18 protein-coding genes and 1 pseudogene are annotated in these 19639 nt (G+C 67.9%); 9 read left to right on the top strand and 10 right to left on the bottom strand.

All coding sequences use genetic code 11. The annotated features are described in order from the left end of the window. Positions 1 to 7: 7 nt before the first annotated feature. From CWS39_RS21140 to CWS39_RS21120, 5 genes are all read right to left on the bottom strand, one after another. Positions 8 to 1483, bottom strand: coding sequence for a carotenoid oxygenase family protein (locus tag CWS39_RS21140; RefSeq protein WP_102144874.1), 1476 nt, complete (start codon positions 1481 to 1483; stop codon positions 8 to 10). Beyond that, positions 1480 to 2013 carry a nitroreductase family deazaflavin-dependent oxidoreductase gene (locus CWS39_RS21135; protein WP_102144873.1) on the bottom strand — a complete coding sequence of 178 codons (534 nt, stop codon included), beginning with the start codon at positions 2011 to 2013 and terminating at the stop codon, positions 1480 to 1482. The genes CWS39_RS21140 and CWS39_RS21135 overlap by 4 nt, the downstream gene beginning before the upstream one ends. A gap of 83 nt (positions 2014 to 2096) precedes the next feature. After that, positions 2097 to 2426 carry a type II toxin-antitoxin system PemK/MazF family toxin gene (locus tag CWS39_RS21130; RefSeq protein WP_102144872.1) on the bottom strand — a complete coding sequence of 110 codons (330 nt, stop codon included), beginning with the start codon at positions 2424 to 2426 and terminating at the stop codon, positions 2097 to 2099. Then, on the bottom strand, positions 2423 to 2647 hold the full coding sequence (locus CWS39_RS21125; RefSeq protein WP_102144871.1) for an antitoxin MazE family protein: 225 nt from the start codon (positions 2645 to 2647) through the stop codon (positions 2423 to 2425). Before CWS39_RS21125 ends, CWS39_RS21130 begins: the two co-directional genes overlap by 4 nt. A gap of 32 nt (positions 2648 to 2679) precedes the next feature. Further along, positions 2680 to 4257, bottom strand: a complete 1578-nt coding sequence (locus CWS39_RS21120; RefSeq protein WP_102144870.1) for a PucR family transcriptional regulator — start codon at positions 4255 to 4257, stop codon at positions 2680 to 2682. A 93-nt stretch (positions 4258 to 4350) separates the two neighbouring features. On the opposite strand from CWS39_RS21120, the gene pruA reads away from it, so the two are divergent. Further along, positions 4351 to 5979 carry an L-glutamate gamma-semialdehyde dehydrogenase gene (pruA, locus tag CWS39_RS21115; protein ID WP_102144869.1) on the top strand — a complete coding sequence of 543 codons (1629 nt, stop codon included), beginning with the start codon at positions 4351 to 4353 and terminating at the stop codon, positions 5977 to 5979. A 2-nt stretch (positions 5980 to 5981) separates the two neighbouring features. After that, complete coding sequence (locus tag CWS39_RS21110; protein ID WP_102144868.1) at positions 5982 to 6938, top strand: proline dehydrogenase family protein; 957 nt, start codon at positions 5982 to 5984, stop codon at positions 6936 to 6938. A 77-nt stretch (positions 6939 to 7015) separates the two neighbouring features. Here CWS39_RS21110 and CWS39_RS21105 read toward each other — a convergent pair whose 3' ends face one another. Further along, complete coding sequence (locus tag CWS39_RS21105; RefSeq protein WP_102144867.1) at positions 7016 to 7411, bottom strand: nuclear transport factor 2 family protein; 396 nt, start codon at positions 7409 to 7411, stop codon at positions 7016 to 7018. Between the two features lie 171 nt (positions 7412 to 7582). Beyond that, entirely contained in the window at positions 7583 to 8089 is a 507-nt protein-coding gene (locus CWS39_RS21100) for an NUDIX domain-containing protein (protein WP_431306161.1), read from the bottom strand. 71 nt (positions 8090 to 8160) lie between these two features. Here CWS39_RS21100 and CWS39_RS21095 point away from each other — a divergent pair, with 71 nt between their 5' ends. The 3 genes and pseudogenes from CWS39_RS21095 (at position 8161) to CWS39_RS21085 (ending at position 10430) form a co-directional block, all read left to right on the top strand. Then, positions 8161 to 9558, top strand: a complete 1398-nt coding sequence (locus CWS39_RS21095) for an acyl-CoA synthetase (protein WP_102144865.1) — start codon at positions 8161 to 8163, stop codon at positions 9556 to 9558. 62 nt (positions 9559 to 9620) lie between these two features. Then, positions 9621 to 9898: pseudogene (locus CWS39_RS21090) on the top strand (VOC family protein). Between the two features lie 37 nt (positions 9899 to 9935). Beyond that, on the top strand, positions 9936 to 10430 hold the full coding sequence (locus tag CWS39_RS21085; RefSeq protein ID WP_233213609.1) for a M15 family metallopeptidase: 495 nt from the start codon (positions 9936 to 9938) through the stop codon (positions 10428 to 10430). On the opposite strand, the gene dapD is transcribed toward CWS39_RS21085, so the two are convergent. Then, positions 10427 to 11392 (bottom strand): 2,3,4,5-tetrahydropyridine-2,6-dicarboxylate N-succinyltransferase, encoded by a 966-nt coding sequence (dapD, locus tag CWS39_RS21080; protein ID WP_199178235.1) that lies wholly within the window; start codon positions 11390 to 11392, stop codon positions 10427 to 10429. The genes CWS39_RS21085 and dapD overlap by 4 nt on opposite strands. Here dapD and dapE point away from each other — a divergent pair. Next, the gene (gene dapE / locus CWS39_RS21075) at positions 11391 to 12458 is read left to right on the top strand and encodes a succinyl-diaminopimelate desuccinylase (protein ID WP_102144862.1); all 1068 of its coding nucleotides are present in this window, start codon (positions 11391 to 11393) and stop codon (positions 12456 to 12458) included. The genes dapD and dapE overlap by 2 nt on opposite strands. A gap of 141 nt (positions 12459 to 12599) precedes the next feature. Next, positions 12600 to 14210, top strand: a complete 1611-nt coding sequence (locus tag CWS39_RS21070; RefSeq protein WP_102144861.1) for an ABC-F family ATP-binding cassette domain-containing protein — start codon at positions 12600 to 12602, stop codon at positions 14208 to 14210. Here the strand turns inward: CWS39_RS21070 and CWS39_RS21065 are convergent. Both CWS39_RS21065 and CWS39_RS21060 read right to left on the bottom strand, forming a co-directional pair. After that, a complete protein-coding gene (locus CWS39_RS21065) occupies positions 14207 to 14983 on the bottom strand; it encodes an ESX-1 secretion-associated protein (RefSeq protein ID WP_102144860.1) in 777 nt (258 codons plus the stop codon). The genes CWS39_RS21070 and CWS39_RS21065 overlap by 4 nt on opposite strands. A gap of 123 nt (positions 14984 to 15106) precedes the next feature. Beyond that, positions 15107 to 17203 carry an ATP-binding protein gene (locus CWS39_RS21060; protein WP_102144895.1) on the bottom strand — a complete coding sequence of 699 codons (2097 nt, stop codon included), beginning with the start codon at positions 17201 to 17203 and terminating at the stop codon, positions 15107 to 15109. A 36-nt stretch (positions 17204 to 17239) separates the two neighbouring features. Here CWS39_RS21060 and log point away from each other — a divergent pair, with 36 nt between their 5' ends. Both log and fadD6 read left to right on the top strand, forming a co-directional pair. Continuing rightward, a complete protein-coding gene (log, locus tag CWS39_RS21055) occupies positions 17240 to 17818 on the top strand; it encodes a cytokinin riboside 5'-monophosphate phosphoribohydrolase (RefSeq protein WP_102144859.1) in 579 nt (192 codons plus the stop codon). A gap of 31 nt (positions 17819 to 17849) precedes the next feature. After that, the gene (fadD6, locus tag CWS39_RS21050) at positions 17850 to 19628 is read left to right on the top strand and encodes a long-chain-acyl-CoA synthetase FadD6 (protein WP_102144858.1); all 1779 of its coding nucleotides are present in this window, start codon (positions 17850 to 17852) and stop codon (positions 19626 to 19628) included. Positions 19629 to 19639: the final 11 nt, after the last annotated feature.

Here is a 19639-nt window from a genome sequence, read left to right as displayed (position 1 = left end):
GGCGATGTTATCCCTCAGTCGGCACCCAGTTGCCGTGAAAGCCGTGCGGTACCCGGACCGGAAGGTGCACGGTCGCGACCGTTTCCAGCGTCTGCCCGTCCAACAGCACCAGATCGCTGCGGTCGGTTGCGCCGTCGTAGACGAATCCCATTGCCACACCGTCGTCTTCGGCGGCATCTGCTGAGGACGGGACGAAGACGAACTCGCCGGGTTCACGGCCCTCTCCGAACACCACCGCCTGGGTGCGCTGTTCGGCCGAGTCGTGCTTGAGGATTGCATCGGGCGCTTCGTTCGAGAAGCCGACCGCGTAGCCGTAGCGGTGCGGCCGGCCGACCAATCGTTCGTCGACGCGCGGGAACTCCTGCGGCGTGTCATCGAGCCTCTCTTCGACGACCTTTCCGGCGGTGAGGTCGACGGTCCACCGGTCAAGCGATGGAGCCTCCGGCACGATGCGGTGTCCGCTGTTGAAGACCGATGCATGGCGCACGACGTCGAGGACGATGCGCTCGCCGTCTGGATCCGAGATGTCGTAGGCGTTGAGCGGATGGAAGACATAGCACGGATTCACCTCGAACCAGCGAATGTCGGCGGCCGTACCTTCGTGCGGTAGCACGCCGACGCGCGCCTGCCGCTCCGGCGCCCAGCGGTAGGGCATACCGAGTTGCGGCGGCCCCGAGCGTTCGGATCCCCGCATCGCGGCACGCAGCAGGAAATCCGGTGCGGCGTGGCGCTCGGCCAGGCGCGTCAGCAGGTTGGCGACCGCCTTGACGGGCCTGCGGCTGAGCGACCCGCCGAGGTCCAGTGCCACCGGCAGGTCGTAGAGCACCACATATTTCTCGGTCAGCGAGAAGTCGTGCATCATCGTCTGCGCCTTCAGCCGGATGTTGACGGTGCGACGAATCTTGCCGTCGACGCCGGTCACCGTGTATTGAACGATGTTGCCGCGCATCGGGTTATAGCTCACCGCGTGCAGCTCGCCAGTCGCAGGGTCGCGTTTGGGGTGGGCGGTGTAGCCGCCGAACAGCGTGCCGCAGAAGTCGGACGGCCCAACGGTTTCCAGCTCCTCGGTCAGCTCGTAGGGTCGAACACCGGACTCCGCGATGGCCAACGTCTTGCCGGCGTGGCCGATGATGTTGGTGTTGGCAGCGAAATCGAACCCGCCGCCGTGGGCGCCGCCTGACCACGTTTCACCGAGTGCGCGGGCGACGTCGGCGGATCGCACCCACCGGTTGCGGTACCAGTGTGCCTTGCCGTCACGAAGACGCAGACCATGCGCCATCCCTGTACCCAGGAACCAGTGATACCGGCTCGGGTCGGGATTTCCCATCGGGTTCGGCCCGATGCGCAGGTAGCGGCCGTCGAGGTAGTCCGGAATCGTCCCGGTGACGTCGAGATCGATGGCCGTGATCTCCTCGCGCACGGGCGCGAAGTTACCGTTCAGGTAGGGGTTTTCGGACTCGCGCAGCGGGGCAACGGTCGTCATCGTCTCTCCTTCAAATCGATTGCGACTGGATTCCCAGTCTTGAACCAATAGCGGTGCAAATCTTGGACTTTGGTACGCGACGGCAACCCGCGCACATGCAGTGCGCACTCGCAGTAGTCGGTCGGAAACACGTTGTCACAGAGCAGTCGACGTGCATGTTCTCGTTCCGCTGCGTCGTCGATCTCGCGGGCAACACCGTCGTATGTGCCGCCGCGAATCCGCAGGCGCACCAGCGGGTTGGCGCGAATGTTGTGCACCCAGGCGTTGACCCAGTCCGGATGTTGGACGGCGATATGCGGTAGACGCAGGGCGGCGAGATACGCGCGGTCGCCGCTGCGAATCACCCGGACACACTTGCTGCGTCGTTTACCGGTCTTGCGTCCGGTCGTGGTGAGCACGCCGAAACCCGCGGGCGGCGCTACCCGCAGGAAGGGCAGCATCAGCGCGCTGAGGATCCGGCCGTCGCGTCCGGTGCGCAGCAGTCGCCGGTGCTTGCCGATCTCGGCGGCCGCGGCCTGCTGGATTTCCATGGCTTTGATACTGCGCCGCCGAGCCGTGGTTCCGCGACGCCTTGGCGGTTGAACTTCGGTGTCCACCGAACGATGGACAGTCGCTATCCAGCGAGCCCAAGGAACACGATGAGTGCACGGTCGAGCCGGACGAGATCTACGTCGGCAATACGACCGACACGATCACGAAGGTTTGCCCGCGGCATTGTCGTGATTTTGTCGATCATGATGTGACTCAGTTGCTCGATACCCGTGGACGGCGTCGGCTCGATCGCGATGCGGGTCAACGGTGCTTCCACGAGATTCGTCGTCAGTGGGCAGACCGTGACCGAAGCGGTGGCGTCAAACCGGTCGTCCTGAACGATGACGACAGGTCTGGGCTTGCCTGTGTAGGCACCTCGTGCGACCGCAATGTGGATGTCGCCGCGTCTCACTCGGTCCGCTCATCATCGGCGGCCCAATCCACACTGATGGCGTCAACGAACGCCTGATCGTCAGCGTCATGCTCGCTGGCGGCGATGGCGGCCGACTGCCGATGAGCTTCGGCGGCGAATTCCGGCGCGCGCACGTCGGGCACCCAGATCTGAACTGGCCGGAGCCCCTGGGCGCGCAGCCGCCGGCGGTATTCGCGTACCCGCTCCCGAGTGCTTGCCATCCGACCAGGTTACATGTAACGCGACCCACGGGCTACGCCGTCGCTCGCAGACTCAACGCCAACAGCAGCCTCACATCGGGTTCGGCCAACGACGTCGACAGCAACTTCTCGATACGCCGCACCCGATAGCGCACGGTGTTCGGATGCACATGCAGTCGCTGCGCCACCGCGGCGATATCGCCAAACCCATCCAGGTACGCCTGCAGCGTCTCGGCCAGCATCGGGTTGTGCTCGCGCAACTCGCGCACCCGCGGGTCGACCAGCCGGTCGCTGGCGCCGACCATCGACACGATCTCGTCGAGCAGCACCATGGTGCGCGCCTCGGCGAGCGAGGTGACCTGTCCGATCTCGGCGGGATGACGTTCGGCGCTGTCGAAGACGCGGTCCACCTCGGCGCGCGCCGCCGCGGCGGCGGCCAGACCCGCGAGCGGGGCGGCGATCACCGCCCTCAGCGTCAGACCCAGCTCACGGCGCAGCGCCGCGACCACACCCCGCGCCCACGATGTCACCGACGACGGCGCGCCGATCTTGGGGAAGACGACGTAGACTCGCTCACCCGTCGACGCCACCTGCGCGTCAGGCCGAAAAGCGCTGGCGCTCAAAGCGATAACGTCGGCTGGCACCGACGTGGCAACCCCGCGGAATCCGATCAGCGCGGCACGGCCGTCGGCGGCGATGCCGAGCGCACGGGCGATGGCGCCGACGTCGTCGGCGTCCGCTCCGGCTAGGCCAAGCAGCTGCTGCACCTGCACGGTATGCGTCGACGGTGCGGTCGCGAGCCTCGACATGATCCGCGCCGCCAATACCGCCCCGCCGCGCAGCACCTCTTCGACATCGTCGGCCAGCGGCGCCGAACCCTGCTGCAGCCAAATGGTGCCCGCGAAGCCGGGTGGGCGACGCGAATCGGTCGGCGGCAGATGGATACCGACCGCCAGCCGGGGCCGCAGACCCAATTCCGGGCGCTCGGCGACACGCACCACGTCGCCGCTGGCCCGCAGCGCGTCGAAGATGCCCCACTGGCCGATCCACTCCAGGTGCTCGGGCGGCCCGGCACGACCCAAGATGGACAGCCGGCGAAGCTCGTCGGCCTCGTCGCTGGACGCCGAATAGGCGAGCACGTGGGACTGCTCGTCCTCGATGCTGATCATGCCGTGGGTGCGGTCGGCGATGGACTGGGCCAGGCCGAACAAGTCGGTGCCGGAGTCGTAGAGCGGATCGGTGCGGTCGCCGTGGTGTTCGAACGCGTGGGTGACAAGTTTGTAGAGCCGCTCCCAGCGCGCCCGCGGTTCGACGGCGACCACCGCGGTGCCCAGTGCGACCGCGCGCTTGACCGCCGCGTCGGAGGGATTCTTGACGAAGATGGCCGCCGGTACACCGGTCTGTTGCTCGAGCCAGCGCACCGCCTCGTCGTCGGAGACGCCGAGCAGAAAGAACAGGTCGGCCGATCCCGCGGCGGGTGCGAGACCGAGCCGCACGTCGTCAGCGTCGACAAGCGCCACCGACCCCACCGGCATGTCCAGGCCGCGCGGCGCCTCGACCAGGGTGACCATGGTGCGGTCCAGCGCGAGAAGGAGCTGCCCGAGTCCCAGCCGGGCCGACGGTGCCGTCATCGCACCCTCCTTTGTCCGATTCGACTATATCCACCGCCCGGCATTGTTGGATCGGCCATGTGTTCCGCGTCGCATTTTGGGGATCCTTGCTGCATGGATGCCATCACCGACGTTCCGTTCCCGGCCAACGAGCCGGTCCACGACTATGCACCTGGTTCGGGTGAACGCACCCGGCTGATCGACGCGCTGCGCACCCTCGCCAAAGACCCCATCGACCTGCCGCATGTCATCGGCGGCCAACACCGGATGGGCAGTGGCGCGCGCATCGATGTGGTCCAGCCGCACCGCCACTCCGCGCGGCTGGGCACCATGACCAACGCCGAGCATTCCGACGCGACCGCGGCGATCGAGGCGGCCATGGCGGCCAAAGCCGACTGGGAGGCCACGCCGTTCGACGAGCGCGCCGCGGTGTTCCTGCGCGCCGCCGACCTGCTGGCCGGGCCCTGGCGGGAGAAGATCGCCGCCGCGACCATGCTCGGGCAGTCCAAGTCTGCCTATCAGGCCGAGATCGACGCGCCGTGCGAGCTGATCGACTTCTGGCGATTCAACGTCGAGTTTGCCCGCCAAATCCTTGCGCAGCAGCCGATTTCGAGCCGCGGGGTATGGAACCGCACCGACTACCGGCCGCTGGAGGGCTTCGTCTACGCGATCACCCCGTTCAACTTCAGCGCGATCGCCGGCAACCTGCCGACGGCGCCGGCGTTGATGGGCAACACGGTGATCTGGAAGCCGTCGCCGACGCAGACCTTTGCGGCGTATTTGACGATGCAGTTGCTGGAGGCGGCTGGCTTGCCGCCCGGGGTGATCAATCTTCTCACCGGCGACGGGATCGCCGTTTCCGAAGTGGCGCTTGCCGATCCGCGGCTTGCCGGTATCCACTTCACCGGGTCGACGGCGACGTTCCAGCACCTGTGGCGTGAGGTTGGCACGAATATCGACCGCTACCACAGCTATCCGCGCCTGGTAGGGGAGACCGGCGGCAAGGACTTCGTCGTCGCGCACGGCTCGGCGAGGCCGGATGTGTTGCGCACGGCGCTGATTCGCGGCGCCTTCGACTACCAGGGGCAGAAGTGCTCAGCGGCGTCACGGGCGTTCATCCCGCGTTCGGTCTGGCAGAAAATGGGCGATGACTTCCTCTCGGCGACATCCGAATTGAAGTATGGAGATGTCACCGACCTGTCCAACTTCGGCGGTGCGCTGATCGACGAGCGGGCGTTCGCCAAGAACGTTAAAGCCATCGAGCGGGCCAAGAGCGCGGCAGGCGTGACGGTCGCGGCCGGCGGCGAATACGATGACAGCGAAGGCTATTTCGTGAAGCCGACGGTGCTGCTGTCCGACGACCCGACCGACGAGGCGTTCAGCACCGAGTACTTCGGCCCGATCCTGGCGGTGCACGTCTACCCCGACGCCGATTACGAGCAGATCCTCGACGTGGTGGACACCGGGGCCAAGTACGCGCTGACCGGCGCCGTGATCGCCGACGACCGCGCGGCGGTGCATCGCGCCCAGCAGCGACTGCGGCACACCGCCGGCAACTTCTACGTCAACGACAAGCCCACCGGCGCCGTCGTCGGCCAGCAGCCGTTCGGCGGTTCGCGGGCCTCGGGCACCAACGACAAGGCCGGCTCGCCGATAAACCTGCTGCGCTGGACGTCAGCGCGGTCGATCAAGGAGACCTTCGTGCCTCCCACCGATCACCGCTACCCGCACATGGAGGCCTGACGATGGGCGTCTTCAACCGCGTGGCGCGGCCGGCGATCCTGGCCGCAGCGCGCTCGGACAGGCTGCGGCGGACGGCCGAGCGGCTGCCGGTCACCCGCGACGTGGTGCGCCGTTTCGTGCCCGGCGAAACGGTTGCCGACGCGTTGTCTTCGGTTACCGCGCTGCGGGACTCGGGACGGTTGGTATCGATCGACTACCTGGGTGAGGACGTGACCGACGTCGACACCGCGAACGCGACCGTCGACGCCTATCTCGGCCTGCTGGATGCACTGGGTGAGCGGCGCGAGCCTGAGGCGAAGGTGCGTCCGCTGGAGGTATCGCTGAAGCTGTCGGCGTTGGGGCAGGCTCTGCCCCGCGACGGGGAGAAGATCGCGCTGGAGAACGCGCGGGCGATCTGTGCGAAAGCGCGTGACGTCGGCGTCTGGGTGACGGTCGACGCCGAGGACCACACCACCACCGATTCGACATTGTCGATCGTGCGGGAGCTGCGCGCCGACTTCGACTGGCTGGGCACGGTGTTGCAGGCTTATCTGAAGCGCACCGAGGGCGACTGCCGAGAGTTCGCGGAATCCGGCGCGCGAATCCGGTTGTGCAAGGGCGCATATGACGAGCCGGCCTCGGTGGCGTACCGCGACAGCGACGACGTCGACGCCTCGTATCTGCGGTGCCTGCGGGTGCTGATGGCGGGGTCGGGCTATCCGATGGTGGCTTCGCATGACCCGGCCATCATCGAGGCGGTGCCGGCGATGGCCCGCGAATTCAGCCGCGGCGTGGACGATTTCGAATACCAGATGTTGTATGGCATCCGCGACGCCGAGCAGCGGCGGCTGGCCGACGAGGGCAACAGCTTGCGGGTGTACCTGCCGTTCGGCACGCAGTGGTACGGGTATTTCGTGCGACGGCTGGCCGAGCGCCCGGCGAACTTCACGTTCTTTCTGCGCGCGCTGGCGGAGCGTTAGCCTTCGCGCATCGCGCCGAAACTGCGCACAGATCGCGATTTTGGCGATTTTCGCGATCTGTACGCAGTCTCGGCGTACTAGTCCGTCGAGCAGAACGAATGATGCTCGTGCGTGACGGTCCAGCGGCCGTCGACCTTGCGCAGCCCGATGGTCACTCGTAACCGATTGGCGGGGTTTCTTTCGAAATCCGCGGGCTTACCGCACTTCAATAACGCATACGCGAACGCGACGTCGACGCCCGCTGTAACGTCGAGTTCGACGATCTCGAACACCGCGCCCTGGCGTTGCCACTCGAAAAACGGCGGCCAGGAGTCGCGATAGGCGTCGATGCCGCGCACCCCGTCATACGGCGGCGGCACGTCGAACATGACGATGTTCGAATCGTGGTCGGCCAGAACACCGTCCAGGTCTCCGGCGTGCGCCGCGTCGGCCCATCGAGTGATCAGCTCGCAGATCTGCTGCTCATCATTCATCGTAGTGATGTCCCGTCCGCTCGGCCGTGCCTTCGGCTGACACGAGGGTGTAGCCGACGCTGGCGAACAGGATGGGCATCATCACCATCGCTCCGTATGCTGCACTCACCGTGTCACCCCTTTCGGCATCGTGGTGCTCTCGAAGAGGTAGACCATTACAGCGCGCGAAACTCATCGCGGGGTGCGCGCCGCATCGCGTTCGGTCAACAGGAGAAGTGCCCAGGCTGCGATCGACTGCGCATCGGTGATGTCGCCGTCGAGCATCATCCGCTCCACCTCCGCTCGCGAGAACCATGCGCTGTGCATGTCCTGCTCCTCGTGCTCGCGGTCGTGGTCGCCTTCGGTGATGCCGTCGGCCACGAACACCCAGCCGCGCTGGCTGCTCATGCCGGGGGCGACGTCGAGCTGGCCGAGGGCGACCATCGACGCCGCGCGCAGCCCCGTTTCCTCGCGCAGCTCCCGCGCCGCCAACTCGGCCGGTTCGAGGTCGGCGAGCCCCGGCGCCGTGCCCTGCGGAAACTCCCAACGGCGCCGGCCCAGCGGGTAGCGGAACTGCTCGACCAAGCAGAACCGGTCGCCGTCGCGGGCGATGATCAGCGCGTACGTCGGCTTGTCGATGACGCTGTAGACGCCTTCGCTGCCGTCGGGGCGGCGGATCTGGTCCTCGCGCACCACCATCCAGCTGTTCCGATACACCTCGCGGGATGTGATGCGCTGGATCGGGTTCACCCGCCCAGTATCCTCGCCACATGCTGCTGGCCTCGCTGAACGACGCCGCCGCGCGCGATGTCGGCGACGCCGTGCGCATCGACGGGACGGTGCTGAGCCGCAGCGATCTCGTCGGCGCCGCGACGTCGGTCGCCGAACGCGTCGGCGGCGCGCAGCGGGTGGCCGTGCTCGCCACGCCGACGCCCGCAACGGTGCTGGCCGTCACCGGCTGCCTGATCGCGGGCGTGCCCGTCGTGCCGGTGCCCGCGGACGTCGGCGCCGCCGAACGACGGCACATCATCACCGACTCCGGCGCGCAGGCGTGGCTGGGGGAGCGGCCGGCCGAAGACGAAGGGCTACCGCATATTCCGGTGCGGCTGCACGCGCGGTCGTGGCACCGCTACCCCGAGCCGTCGCCGGATGCGATCGCGTTGATCATGTACACCTCCGGCACCACGGGCCCGCCCAAGGGCGTACTGATCAGCCGGCGGGCCATCGCCGCCGACATCGACGCGCTGGCGCAGGCGTGGCAGTGGACGCCCGACGACACGCTGGTGCACGGTCTGCCGCTGTTCCATGTGCACGGGCTGGTGCTCGGGCTGCTGGGTTCGCTCCGCATCGGAAATCGGTTCGTGCACACCGGGAAACCCACCCCGGCCGCGTATGCCGAAGCACACGGCACGCTGTACTTCGGGGTGCCGACGGTGTGGTCGCGGGTGGTCGAGGATCTCGATGCCGCGCTGGCGTTGTCGTCGGCGCGGCTGCTGGTGTCGGGCAGCGCGCCGCTGCCGGTGCCGGTGTTCGAGCAGCTGGCCAAGCTGACCGGTCATCAGCCGGTGGAGCGGTACGGCAGCACCGAGTCGCTGATCACGTTGAGCACCCGCGTCGATGGGGAGCGCCGGCCCGGCTGGGTGGGGTTGCCGCTGACCGGTGCTGAGACCCGGCTTGTCGACGAGGACGGTGCTTCGGTGCCCCACGACGGGGAAACCATTGGGCGGCTTCAGGTCCGGGGCCCGATGATGTTCGACGGCTACCTCAATCTGCCGGATGTGACGGCCGAGGCGTTCGACGACGACGGCTGGTATCGCACCGGCGATGTGGCGGTCGTCGACGCCGGCGGGATGCATCGCATTGTCGGCCGGGAGTCGGTGGACCTGATCAAGTCGGGTGGATATCGGGTCGGCGCCGGCGAGGTGGAGACCGCGTTGCTCGGCCATCCCGACGTGCAGGAGGCGGCGGTTGTGGGGGTGCCCGACGACGACCTCGGCCAGCGCATCGTCGCGTTCGTCGTCGGCTCGGCAGACCCTTCGGTACTGGTTGACTATGTTGCGCAACAGCTTTCGGTGCACAAGCGGCCGCGGGAAGTCCGGGTGGTGGACAGTCTCCCGCGCAATGCGATGGGCAAGGTGCTGAAGAAGGAGTTGGCGGGATGGGCTTGAGATTCGACGAGATCTGCATCGACGCACACGACGCCACCGCTTTGGGCAGGTGGTGGTCGCAGGTGCTGGGCTGGGGCATGACGTCGACGCGGACGGCGACGTCGTTCTTCATGCGCCGCCCGGCGCCGGGCCGAACTGGATCTTCCTGGCGGTGCCGGACGACAAGGTCGTCAAGAATCGCATCCACTTCGATTTCCGACCCGACAATCAGCAGGCCGAAGTCGAGCGGGTGATCGCGCTGGGCGCGCGGCGCGTCGACATCGGCCAGGGCGAACAGTCGTGGGTGGTACTGGCCGACCCCGAAGGCAATGAATTTTGCATCCTCGCCGCCGAGGACTGACGATCCGCGAGCGTGCGCGGTCTGGCAGGGTGGGGACGTGCAGATCCGGATGACACATGCGCTGGCCGCCGCGGCGGCGGCGCTGGCGCTGAGCGTAGGCGGCTCACCCGCGGCCGCCGCCAGCGCGACGCTCAGCCCGTTCGACGTGTGGGACCCGGCGATTGGCCGCCTCGACCCCGCATTGCTGACCGCCATCCAGGACGCAGCACGCGCCGCCGCCGCGGAAGGGGTCGAGATTCGCATCACCTCGGGCTGGCGGTCGCCTGAATTTCAGGTGCAGTTGTTCGACGACGCTGTGCGCAGCTACGGCAGCGTTGACGTGGCCAGGCAGTACGTCCAGGCCCCCGAGGTGTCCCAACACGTCGTCGGCAGGGCGGTGGACGTGGCACCGATCGCCGCCGATGAGTGGCTCATTCGCAACGGCGCGCGGTTCGGCCTGTGCCAGATCTACGCCAACGAAATCTGGCATTTCGAGTTGGCCACCGACGCGTATGGCAACTGCCCGCCGCTGAGGCCCACCGCCGCGGGCTAGTTGGCGTGCAGTGCCTCGTTGAGAGTGATGCCGCTGCCGTCGCGCCGCACCACCTCAACCGCACCGGATAGCGAATTGCGCCGGAACAACAGGTTATTGGCGCCCGATAACTCGCGCGCCTTGACCGTCTGCCCGTCGGCGGTGACGACCTTGGTCCCCGCCGTCACATACAGCCCCGCCTCGACGACGCAATCGTCGCCCAGCGAAATGCCCAGCCCGCAGTTCGCACCGAGCAGACACCGCTTGCCGACGGAGATCACCTCTTTGCCGCCGCCCGACAGCGTGCCCATGATCGACGCGCCGCCGCCGACGTCGGAGCCGTCGTCGACCACCACGCCCGCGGAGATGCGGCCCTCGACCATCGACGTGCCCAGCGTGCCGGCGTTGAAGTTGACGAAGCCCTCGTGCATCACCGTCGTGCCCGCCGCCAGGTGCGCACCCAGCCGCACCCGGTCCGCGTCGGCGATGCGCACGCCCGTCGGCGCGACGTAGTCGACCATCCGCGGGAACTTGTCGATGCCGTACACAGTGACCGGCCCGCGCCGCCGCAGCCGGGCGCGCACCGTCTCGAAGCCCTCCACCGCGCACGGGCCGAAGTTCGTCCACACCACATTGGCCAGCACCCCGAAGATGCCGTCGACATTGGCGTCGTGTGGCTTGATCAGCCGGTGGGAGAGCAGATGCAGCCGCAGGTAGGCGTCGTAGGTGTCGGCCGGCTTGTCGTCCAGCGACGCGATCACGGTGCGCACCGCCACGGCCTCGACGCCCCGGTCCTCGTCGCGGCCGGTGAGCGCCCCCAGCTCGTCGGGCGCCTCCGACAGCCGCGACGTGCCCGACGGCCCGTCGGCGCCGAGTTCGGGCGCGGGGAACCACGTGTCGAGGACCGTTCCATCGGCGGCGATGGTGGCCAGCCCGATGCCTGCAGCAGAAGTCACGTCGCAAGAGATTACCGTTGACCCCATGGGCCTGGACCTGCACGGTGATCCGATCGCGCTGACCGCCGCGCTGGTGGACATCCCGAGCGAGTCCCGCCACGAAAAGCGCATCGCCGACGAGATCGAGGCCGCCCTGCGTGAGCAGACCCAAGGCTTCGAGATCCTCCGCAACGGCGACGCCGTGCTGGCCCGCACCAATTACGGTCGTGCGTCGCGGGTATTGCTCGCGGGCCACATCGACACCGTGCCCGCCGCCGACAACCTGCCCAGCCGTCTGGAGGGCGACGAGCTGTTCGGCTGCGGCACCTCCGACATGAAATCCGGCGACGCCGTCTTTCTTCACCTGTGCGCGACGGTCGCCAAACCAGCGCACGACATCACGTTGGTGATGTACGACAACGAGGAAATCGAAGCCGCCGCAAACGGTTTGGGCCGCATCGAACGCGAGCTGCCGGACTGGCTTCGCGCCGACGTCGCGATCCTCGGCGAGCCGTCGGGCGGATACATCGAGGCCGGCTGCCAGGGCACGCTGCGCGTCGTCGTCACCGCGAAGGGCACCCGCGCACACTCAGCCCGATCCTGGTTGGGCGACAACGCCATTCACAAACTCGGAGAGGTCCTCGCCCGCCTGAGCGCGTATCAAGCGCGCAGCGTCGACATCGACGGGTGCGTGTACCGCGAGGGCCTTTCGGCCGTGCGCATCGACGGGGGCATTGCCGGCAACGTCATCCCCGACACCGCCTCGGTGACAGTCAATTTCCGCTTCGCGCCGGACCGCAGCGTCGATGAAGCCCTGCACCATGTACGCGAGGTGTTCGACGGCCTCGACGTCGAGATCGAAGTGACCGATGCGGCGGCAGGCGCGCTGCCCGGCCTGACGCAGCCGGCCGCAGCCGCGCTGGTGAAGGCGGCTGGGGGACAGGTGCGTGCCAAGTACGGCTGGACCGACGTGGCCCGCTTTGCGGCACTGGGCATTCCGGCGGTCAATTACGGGCCGGGTGACCCCAACATGGCGCACCGCGCCGACGAACGGGTGCAGGTGGCCCAGATCACGGCGACGACGGAGGTGCTCCGCGAATATTTATCGGCTTGACGGGCGTTACTACCATGGTCGTTGCGAGTTATTGACCGATTGAGGTGGGCTGAAGACATGCGGGGAGACGACATCTCCGGTTGATCCCGTTGATCCCGGAGCCATCAGCCGTCCCTACCCTCGTCACGAGAGTTCTCTCGCATGTCTATTACCTGTTCGAATCTGTCATTTGCCTGGCCCGACGACACCGCGTTGTTCCAGGATCTGTCCTTCACCGTGGGTGCTGGCCGCACCGGTCTCGTCGCGCCGAACGGCGCCGGCAAGAGCACCCTGCTCAAGCTGATTGCCGGTGAGTGCCGGCCGACGTCCGGATCGGTGGTCGTCGACGGGCGGGTCGGTTATCTGCCGCAGACGTTGCCGTTTGACGCCGAGCGGACCGTGGCTGAGGTGCTGGGCGTCAAGCGGGTGCTCGACGCGCTCGACGCGCTGGCCGCCGGCGATGCCGACGAGAAGGTGTTCGCCGACATCGGCGACGACTGGGATATCGAGGAGCGCACCCGCGCACAGCTGGACCGGCTTGGCCTCGGCGATATCGCGCTGGAGCGTCGGCTGGGCACACTCTCCGGAGGAGAGGTCGTCTCGCTTGGGCTGGCGGCGGAGTTGCTGAAACGGCCCGACGTGTTGCTGCTCGACGAGCCCACCAACAACCTCGATCTCGATGCCCGCCGCAGGCTCTACGGCGCGCTCGATGACTTCACCGGCTGCCTGCTGCTGGTGAGCCACGACCGTGTCCTGCTGGACCGGATGGACCGCATCGCCGAGCTCCATCGCGGCGAAATCCTCTTCTACGGCGGCAATTTCACCGGCTACGAGAACGCGGTTGAGGCCGCCCAGCGGGCGGCACAGAACCACGTCCGCAATGCCGAGCAGCAGCTCAAACGCGAGAAGCGACAGCGTCAACAGGCCCGCGAACGCGCCGCCCGGCGCGCGAGCACGGCCGCACGCAACGTCAAGGACGCCGGGCTGCCGAAGATCGTCGCGGGCCAACTCAAGCGCAACGCGCAGGAGAGTGCGGGCCGCTCCGATGAGGTGCACGCCAAGAGGATTGAGGAAATGCGGTCGCGGCTCGACGATGCCGAACGGGCGCTGCGCGACGACGATGCGATCGTCTTGGAACTGCCCGACACCAATGTGCCGGCGGGGCGCACGCTGTTCAGCGGTGAAGGTCTTCAGGTCTGTCGTGGGGAGCGGAAGTTATTCGCCGACAACGGCATTGACCTGTCTATCCGCGGACCGGAGCGAATCGCGCTGACCGGCCCCAACGGTGCGGGCAAGTCGACGCTGCTGCGGCTGATCCACGGCGCCGTGCGGCCAGACGCCGGCACCGTCCAGCGGGCCGACGGCCGTATCGCCTACCTTTCGCAGCGGCTGGACCTGCTCGACGACGACCGCACCGTCGCGGAAAACCTTGCTGCGTATGCGCCGAGCCTCTCGCACACGCGACGGATGCATCTGCTGGCGCAGTTCCGGTTCCGCGGCGACCGGATTCATCTGCCGGTGTCCGCGCTCTCCGGTGGCGAACGGTTGCGCGCGACGCTGGCGTGCGTGCTCTACGCCGAACCGGCGCCGCAACTGCTGCTGCTCGACGAACCGACGAACAACCTCGATTTAGTCAGCGTCGGACAGCTGGAATCGGCGCTGAACGCCTACGAGGGTGCGTTCGTCGTGGTCAGCCACGACGAACGTTTTCTCGCCGAGATCGGCATCGATCGGCGGCTGCGGCTGGCAGACGGAGAGTTGGCGTCGCGCTAATCCGCCTGCGGGCGCGTCTGCGCGGGTTCGGCCCGTTGCAGCGGCGGCACCGGCGCGGCCTCGCGCGTGTTCTCGCCGGGCTGTGCCTGATCGCGCTGCTCGGATACCTGGTCTTTTACCTGTTCTTTTTCGGAGGTTTCGCGTGGTGCGTTCTCGCCAGGTCCGGCCGCCTCGGGCCGTCCGGCGTCCGGCACCCGGGCGCCGAGGTCTTTCGCTTGACCCGATCCTGCCGCCTGGGTGGCCGTTTGAACGATCCCCTGCACGCCCTGCATGACCGTCTGAGGCATCTGCGCCAGCCCTTGGGCCATCCCCGCCAGCGGCGCAGCGATCGACTGACCCAGCTGCCCGACCTGTTGTCCCACCTGACCCATCATCTGGCCCATAGAATCGGCGCCCCCGGCGGCGGGATTGCCCGCGGCGCTCGTCGCACCGGGCGCCCCGCCTGTGGACGTTCCGGGCGAGCCTTGCATCGCGTCGGCCGCGGCCTTGAGTTTGTCGCCGCTGCGCTGGTCGCCGCGCTCGTATGCTTGCGCGGCCTTCTGCAGCAGCTCCGACAGAGTGCTGCCGCTGGTCGCGGTGGTTTGGATGGTGCCGTCGCGGGCACCGAGAAGCCCGTTGAGTGCTGTGCTCACCGCCGACGCAATCGGTCCGTGCGAAGTCTCCACGCCCGACGCCACCGCGCCCGTCAATTGGGAGATGCCCGACGCGATGTTGGAATGCGTCTGCGAAAACGTCCGCAGCCCGTCGGTCTGCACGAACAGGTTTTCACTCATCGCCGGGATTGCTCCTTCGCCTTCTTTTTGCAGCTGGCAAACAATTCTACGGTTGTTCGAAGGAGGTCAATGCACTGTTTATGTCAGCGCGAGCGCTGCAACAGTGGAGTCTTAGCGTGTTGATCACTCGCGTATATCGGGGGTAATCAACCCCTTAGCGGATGCGGCCTGGGCGGCCGCATCGGCGGCCGCCCCTCGCATGCCTAGAGCGGCGAACCGCGACGAAACCTCCTCCAACGCACTCGCGTCGCCCAGCGCGCGGGCATGATCCAGGGCCAGCCGCCCGAACGCGCACTCGACGCCGAGCCGCGCAATTGCATCACCCGCGCGGGCGTCACCCAACCGCACTGCGTCGTGCAGGGCCCGTAGCGCCACCGCCGACTGGCCGCCACGCTCGGCGGCCCTCGCCGCTTCCCGCGCGGCGGCGACGGCGCCCACCGAATCCCGACGCGCAGCAAGCGTCCACGCACGCGCCAGCGCCAGCTCGGGCGCAAACAGCATCGACTTGAGGCCATGCCGAGACTCGGCACGGGACAACGCTTTTCCCGCCTCGACGGGCACGCACTGCTGACCCAATGCCTGCGCCAACAGCATCGACGCCAGCGGCCCCCACGAATAGCCGGTCGGCGCCAGCGTCGCGGCCGCCTCCCGCAACAGCGCCACGGCCTGGTCCAACTCGCCGCGCGCGATCAACACGTCGGCCAGCAGCACGTCGCCGATTGCGCGGCCGGGCTGCTGGAACTGCGCGAACTCCGTGAGCTGCCGGGCCAACGCCTCGGCCCGGTCCAGCTCGCCCGACAGCAGCAACGTCGTCGTCTGCCCGAATCCGCTGGTGAACCGCAGCAATCCCGGGTGGTGCGCCTCCATCGCCCGGTCGGCCAGCGCGTCGACCTCGGCGAACCGGCCCATCCGCGCACAGCTCAGCGCCGCGGCGGCCGCGGCCCAGCCGATGGCCGTGTCGTCGGCGGCCGGTGACGCCAGCACGTCCTCGGCGATCTCCATGGCCCGTCGCGGGCTACCCGTGTTCATCGCGAACGTCGCCGACAGCGCGTCGAGCGTGGTGCGCGCGGCCAGCGACGACACCCGCCCCCGCATCGTCCGCAGGAATGCGCTGGCCCGCTCCGGCTCCGAGCGCATCCAGAACTGATTGGCCGCCCGTGGAAGCGCCCACTGCATCAGCTCGACCTCGGAGAGCCCGGCGGGGTCGACCTCGTCCAGCACCGCGTCGGCCTCGCGCCCGCGGCCCTGCCATGCCAACGCATACCCGAGCACCAGCCGCGCGCGCAGGCCCGCACCGCGCTGTACCGCAGAGTGCCCGAGCCGCTCACTCAACTCGAGGTCGCCCAGCCGCAGCGCCTCCTCCGCGGCGGCGACCACCTCGTCGACCGGTCGCGGCGCGTCACTGTCCAACGCCAGCACCGCCAGCCGCAACCAGCTCACGACGCCTCGAGGCTCGGGCAACTGCGTGACTACTTCCGTGCGCAGCCGACGCAGCTCGGGCCCGCCCAGCGCGTCGCGGATGGCCTCGCCGTACAGCGGATGCGCGCAGCGCGCCACGGAGCCGTCGACGGTGATCACGCCGGACACCACCGCCTGCTCGACGGCCTCGTGCCCCGCCAGCGCGTCAAGATCGGCCCGCGACAGCGGGTCCGCGACGGCCAAGTACTGCAGCGCCCGCCGCACCGACGCGGGCAACTCGTCGATGTACTCCGACGCCTGGGTGGCCAGCCGGCTGACCTCGTGGCCAGGCGGCTCGACGTCGACGCGGGCCAGCACGTCGTTACGCCACAGCGATGAAATAGCCTCGGGTACAGGGCCTTCCGATCCGACCGTGACGATCAGGCGGCAGTTGCCGCCGACCGCCAACTGATACACCAGCGTCGCCGAGAGCGTGTCCAGCAGATGCGCGTCGTCGACGACCAGCAGCATCCCGGCCATCGCCTCTCGCGCGACGCGCAACACCGCCGCCGTCTTGCCCGCCACAGGCACGTCGACGAGGTCCACGAACGCGCCGAACGGCACCGCCGCCGACGACGCCGTCCCGGTGACCCAGCCGGCCCGACCGAATTCCGGTCGCAGCCGGTCGAACGCCAAGCGTGCCAGCGAGGTCTTGCCGACACCGGCGGGTCCGATCAGCACGGCGCCGACCCCTTCGCGCACACCGGCGGTGAGCAGTTCAAGCGTCGGCTCCTGCGGCGCGGTCACCCACTCAACAGGCACCGCCGGATCATATGAGCACACCACTAAGTTGGTGAGGTGTCTGGAGAACCCCGAGCATGGGCTGTCTGTGTCTACTGCGCGTCGGGCCCTACGCATCCGGAGCTGCTGGCGCTGGCGAGCCAAGTGGGCGAAGCCATCGCCGAGAACGGCTGGACGCTGGTGTCGGGCGGCGGCAACGTCTCGGCGATGGGCGCGTTGGCCGGCGGAGCGCGGGCCCGAAACGGCCGCACCGTCGGTGTCATCCCGAAGGCGCTGGTGCACCGTGAGCTTGCCGATACCGAAGCCGACGAGCTGATCGTCACCGACACCATGCGCGAACGTAAGCAGGTGATGGAGGATCGGGCCGACGCGTTCATCGCGTTGCCGGGCGGGATCGGCACGCTCGAGGAGTTCTTCGAAGCGTGGACGGCGGGCTACCTGGGTATGCATGACAAACCGCTGGTCATGCTCGACCCGCTGGGGCACTACGACGGTCTGCTGGCCTGGCTGCGGGGTCTGGTCGACACCGGCTATGTCAACCCGGCCGCGATGGACCGGTTGGTCGTCGTCGCCGACGTCGACGCGGCAATAGCGGCGACCTCGCCCCCGGGTGATGTCGATCACCTGCGCCGCTAGGGTGAGTCCGACACAGGAGGGGATTGGCCGCATGACCGACCAGAAATCGGGGACCCGCAGCAGCGTCGGGCTGCTCGACATCGCCACCAAGGTGCCCAGCTTGCTGATGGACGCGCCCGTCATCGTGCGTGGCGCACTCACCGGATTTTTGGCCCGGCCGTCGGCCAAGACGTCGATCGGCAAGGTGTTCCAGGAGCGCGCGGCCCGCTACGGCGATCGGGTGTTCCTCAAATTCGACGACCAGCAGATCACCTACCGGCAGGCCAACGAGACGGCCAACCGCTACGCCGCCGTGCTGGCCGCGCGTGGTGTCGGGCACGGCGACGTCGTCGGCATCATGTTGCGCAACTCGCCGGACGCCGTGCTGCTGATGCTGGCGGTGGTCAAATGCGGCGCGGTCGCCGGCATGCTGAACTACCACCAGCGCGGCAAGGTGCTCGCCCACAGCATCGGGCTGCTGGGCGCCAAGGCCGTCGTCGCCGAAACCGACCTGATCGAGGCGATCACCGAAAGCGGCGCCGACACCACGGGTTTGATGACGCTCGACGAGTTGCAGCGGCTGTCCGCCACCGCGCCCACGGGTAATCCGGCCACCACCGCCGCGGTGCTGGCGAAGGACAAGGCGTTCTACATCTTCACCTCGGGTACCACCGGGCTGCCGAAGGCCAGCGTGATGACGCACTACCGCTGGCTGCGCGCCCTGGCCGGGTTCGGCGGTCTGGGGTTGCGCCTGCACAGCCACGACACGCTGTATTGCTGCCTGCCGCTGTACCACAACAACGCGCTGACGGTGGCTGTCGGCTCGGCGCTGAATGCGGGTGCGACGCTGGCGCTGGGCAAGTCGTTCTCGGCGTCCAAGTTTTGGGACGACGTAATTCGTTACGACGCAACCGCGTTCGTTTACATCGGTGAGATCTGCGCGTATCTGCTCAACCAGCCGCCCAAGCCCACCGATCGTCAGCACAAGGTACGGGTGATCATCGGCAACGGGCTGCGGCCGGCGATCTGGGACGAGTTCACCGAGCGATTCGGCATCGAGCGGGTGTGCGAATTCTACGGTGCCAGTGAGGGAAACACCGCGTTTGTCAACGTGTTCAACGTCGACAAGTCCACCGGCATCTGCCCGACGCCGGTGGCGTTCGTCGAGTACGACCCCGACACCGGCGAGCCGGTGCGCGGCCCGGATGGCCGGCTGCGCAAGGTCCGTCGCGGCGAGCCCGGGCTGCTGCTGTCCAAGGTCAGTAGCTTCCAGCCGTTCGACGGCTACACCGACAAAGAGGCATCCGAGAAAAAGCTGGTGCGCAACGCTTTTCGCGACGGCGACGTGTGGTTCAACACCGGCGACCTGATGCGCTCGCAGGGCTTCGGCCACGCCGCGTTCACCGACCGTCTCGGCGACACCTTCCGGTGGAAGGGCGAGAACGTCGCCACCACCGAAGTCGAAGCCGCCGTCGCGACTCATCCGTCCGTCGAGGAGTGCACGGTCTTCGGCGTGGAGGTGCCCGACGTCGGCGGCCGCGCCGGCATGGCGGCGATCCAGCTCAAAGACGGCGAGGAGTTCGACGGCAAGGGCCTGGCCAAGGCGGTCTATGACCATCTGCCCGGCTATGCGGTGCCGTTGTTCGTGCGGGTGGTCAAGGAGCTGGCGCACACGTCGACGTTCAAGAGTCAGAAGGTCGATCTGCGCAAGGAGGGCTACGGGCCCGATATCGACGATCCGATTTACGTGCTGGCCGGGCGCGACGAGGGCTACGTGCCGTTCTACGAGCAGTACCCGAACGAAGTGAAGGACGGCAAACGCCCGAAGTAGGCGATTTCGGC

The sequence above is a fragment of the Mycobacterium hubeiense genome (genome assembly GCF_002838065.1).
GTDB lineage: Bacteria > Actinomycetota > Actinomycetes > Mycobacteriales > Mycobacteriaceae > Mycobacterium > Mycobacterium hubeiense.
Note: the sequence above shows the minus strand (reverse complement) of the source record. Positions and strands in the feature narration are given on the sequence as shown.